The organism is Azorhizobium sp. AG788 (assembly GCF_943371865.1).
GTDB lineage: Bacteria > Pseudomonadota > Alphaproteobacteria > Rhizobiales > Xanthobacteraceae > Azorhizobium.
Genome location: NZ_CALRWL010000111.1, coordinates 1 through 3,385, shown reverse-complemented (window position 1 = coordinate 3,385; position 3,385 = coordinate 1). Strand labels below are relative to the sequence as shown.

At 68.5% G+C, this 3,385-nt stretch carries 3 protein-coding genes; all 3 read left to right on the top strand.

Annotation, left to right across the window (positions count from 1 at the left end; translation table 11 throughout):
• The first annotated feature begins 561 nt into the window (after positions 1-561).
• The 3 genes from AAG816_RS27615 to AAG816_RS27605 all read left to right on the top strand — a co-directional run bounded on the left by AAG816_RS27615 (position 562) and on the right by AAG816_RS27605 (position 3,229).
• The gene (locus AAG816_RS27615; protein WP_341992920.1) at positions 562-1,053 is read left to right on the top strand and encodes a MarR family transcriptional regulator; all 492 of its coding nucleotides are present in this window, start codon (positions 562-564) and stop codon (positions 1,051-1,053) included.
• 280 nt (positions 1,054-1,333) lie between these two features.
• The gene (locus tag AAG816_RS27610) at positions 1,334-2,245 is read left to right on the top strand and encodes a DMT family transporter (RefSeq protein WP_341992919.1); all 912 of its coding nucleotides are present in this window, start codon (positions 1,334-1,336) and stop codon (positions 2,243-2,245) included.
• Between the two features lie 117 nt (positions 2,246-2,362).
• Positions 2,363-3,229 carry a type 1 glutamine amidotransferase gene (locus AAG816_RS27605; protein WP_341992917.1) on the top strand — a complete coding sequence of 289 codons (867 nt, stop codon included), beginning with the start codon at positions 2,363-2,365 and terminating at the stop codon, positions 3,227-3,229.
• The last annotated feature ends 156 nt before the right edge of the window (positions 3,230-3,385 follow it).

Sequence of the window (3,385 nt, the reverse complement as noted above, 5' to 3'; positions counted from 1 at the left end):
TCGTCAATCGCTGGGCCCTCAACATCGCCAACCGGATCGACGACCCAAAGACCCCCATCCGAAGGCGCTTCAAGCGCTGCGCATGGGAAGACGACTACCTCATCCGAGCCCTCGCCCATATGCGATAGCCCTGCCCTTGCGGGGGAGGGTTGGGGAGGGGGGTGAAACGGCTGCCACCAATCACGCGCTCTCTCGCCACACCGCCCGCGCGCTCTGTGCGCAAGCGCCCTCCCCGCCCAATTGCACCCGCCCATCCCACAACGCCCGCGCGCGCATCCCGCGACATCTGCGCATAAACCGCAGATCCGCCACCCAAAACCGCCTCTTGTTGTAAAATTGTAAGCCGGCGCGGGGATAAGGCTATGCTGCGCCGTTCGGCCCAGCTTCCGATCCACCCCTGACCGCCCGCATCGGGCGCAAAGGCCAGACGGGAAAACGCCGATGCCCTGGGATGCGGTTGCGTTTCGCAGGCCGCGCGCGGGGCGCAAGGTCAAGACATGGCGTCCCGTGCGGGACCTGTGGAAGGCTGCAACGGCCGGAGCTCCGGCACGAGGGGATGGGATGAAAGATCCGATCGCGAAGACCATCGGCTATCGCCTGAATCACACCGCCCGGCTGCAACGCGCCCTGTCGGCGCGCCTGCTGCACGATCTGGGGCTGTTTCCGGGGCAGGAATCGGTGCTGAAGCTGCTGGTGGAAGAAGACGGCCGCACCATGGGCGATCTGGCCTCCGCCTTGCGGGTGCGCCCGCCCACCGCCTCCAAGACCATCGCCCGCCTCACCACCCAGGGCCTGGTGGAGCGCCGCGCCACCGACGGCGATGGCCGGCTGGTGCGGGTGTTCCTCACCACCGAGGGCCGCGAGCGCGGCAGCGGGGTGGACGGCATCTGGGAAAGCCTGGAAAGCGACATCGTCAGCGGCCTCGACCACAAGGAACGCAAGCGTCTGCGCAAATTGCTGCGCAAGGTGGAGAAGAACCTCGCCGCCAAGCTGGGCGCCGACCATGGGGTCGATGACGAGGTGGAGCCGGCGGACGAGGACGAAGACGCCTGATCCCCATGGTTTGACCATCGGCGGGGGCGCGGGTTCAACCGCCGCGCACCCGCCGCACCGCCCCGCGCGGAGCGCATGCACGGCGCCGCCGCGCATGCAGCATTGTCTGTTTCATTCCCCCGCCGGGGCGCGTTATCCCTTGGCTTCAAACGTTTAAGGCCGCGCAGTCCAGACGGGCCGATTCGGGGGAACGCATGCCAGACGCCACCGCGCTCGCGTTCACGTCCGCTCACGCCGACCCATTCCCTCCCGCACACTTTGGTCTGCGATGAACGCGCCCGTGCGCCCGGCGTCGGTTTCCGGTCCGTCCAGCCTCACCGGCATCGGCCTCATGTGCCTGGCGGTGGTCTCGTTCGCGGTCACCGACGCCACCGCCAAATGGCTGGGCGGCCATATCAACGTGGCCATGGTGGTGTGGGCGCGCTACGTGATCCACTTCGTGCTGTCGGCGCTGGTCATCAATCCCTGGACCGTGCCCGGCCTGCTGCGCACCAGGCGGCCGTGGCTGCAACTGGGCCGCTCGGCCTTGCTGTTCGCCTGTACGGCGCTGAACTTCACCGCGCTGCAATTCCTGCAACTGGACCAGACCGTCTCCATCATGTTCTCGGCCCCGTTCTTCGTGGCGGTGTTCGCCGGGCCGATGCTGGGGGAATGGGTGGGGGCGCGGCACTGGGTGGCCATCACCGCCGGCTTCGCCGGCATCCTCCTGGTGGCCCAGCCCGGCGCGGGCGGCATTCATCCCGCCGCCCTGCTCTCGCTGGCGGCGGCGCTGTGCTACGCGCTCTATTCCATCACCACCCGCATCCTGGCCAAGACCGATTCCACCCCCACCACCTTGTTCTATTCGGCGCTGGTGGGATCGGTGGCCGCCTCGCTGCCGCTGCCGTTCCTGTGGGAAACGCCCACCGAGCCGCTGGTCTATGGCGCCATGCTGGAATTGGGCCTGATCGCCGGCGGCGGGCACCTGCTGCTGATCATGGCCCATCGCCGCGCCCCGGCGGCGACGCTGGCGCCTTATCTCTATATCCAGATCGTGGCCATGATCGCGCTGGGCTGGCTGCTGTTCGACCAGGTGCCCAGCCGCTGGACCCTGGCGGGGGCGGCCATCGTGGTGGCCTCGGGCATCTATCTGCTGCTGCACGAGCGCAAGGAGCGCGCCGCCCGCACCCTGGAGGCGACGCTGGGGGATTGAGGCCGGGGGACTGAGGCCGCCGCGGCCCTGTGCTGCGGAAAAGGCGCGGGCTCCCCTCGTTTTGGTCAAAATGAAGGGTATGCTGCGCTGCAGTCCTATCCTGTGTCCGAGTTTCCCATGCCCGCACCCCGTCTCCTGGTCGTCGAAGGCAATGTCGCCGAAGCCCGCGCGCGGCAGGTGGAGTTCGGCGGCGAAGCGGCCAGCGAGGGCTATGCCCGGCTGCTGCGGGAGATCGCTCCCACCGCCGCCGTGGACATCTGCTATCCCGCCGATCCCGGCGCCAATCTGCCCGACGGCGCCAGCCTGGAAGGCTATGACGGCATTGCCATCACCGGCTCGTCGCTGAACATCTACAATGGCGGCGTGGCGGTGGAGCAGCAGATCGACCTGATGCGCACCGCCTTCGACACCGGCACGCCCATTTTCGGCAGCTGCTGGGGCCTGCAATTGCTCACCACCGCCGCCGGCGGCGTGGTCCGGCGCAATCCGCGCGGGCGCGAGGTGGGGTTCGGGCGCCGCATCCAGGTCACCGAGCACGGCCGCGATCACACCATGTTCGCCGGCAAGCCGCCGGTGTTCGAGGCCATGACCGTGCATCTGGACGAGGTGGAGACCCTGCCGGAGGGCGCCAAGCTGCTGGCCACCAACGACCATTCCCAGGTGCAGGCGATCGAATTTGTCGCCGGCAAGAGCACCGCCTGGGGGGTGCAGTATCACCCGGAATATCCGTTCCGGGAGATGGCCGCGATCTTCCGCCGGCTCAGCCCGTCCTTGGTGGTGGAAGGCTTCTTCCGCGACGAGGACGAGGAGGCCAATTTCATCGGCGACCTGGAGGCGCTGGAGCGCGATCCCGGCAATGCCGCTTTGATCTGGCGCCATGGGGTGGACGGCGCGGTGATCTCCAAGGACTTGCGCACCGCCGAGATCCGCAACTGGATCACCCACCAGGTGCTGCCCGAACGCGCCAAGCGCCTGCGGGGCTGAGACCGGCTTTCAGGTTTCGTGACGTTCGGCGCCGGCGCGCGGTAGCGGCACCCCCGCCCTCGTAAGCGAGAGAAGACGTTTGCGCGCGCCCCGGACCGGGACGCGCGGCGTCGGCCATGCGCGCCGCTCCCCCTCCCCCCTTGCGGGGGAGGGTTG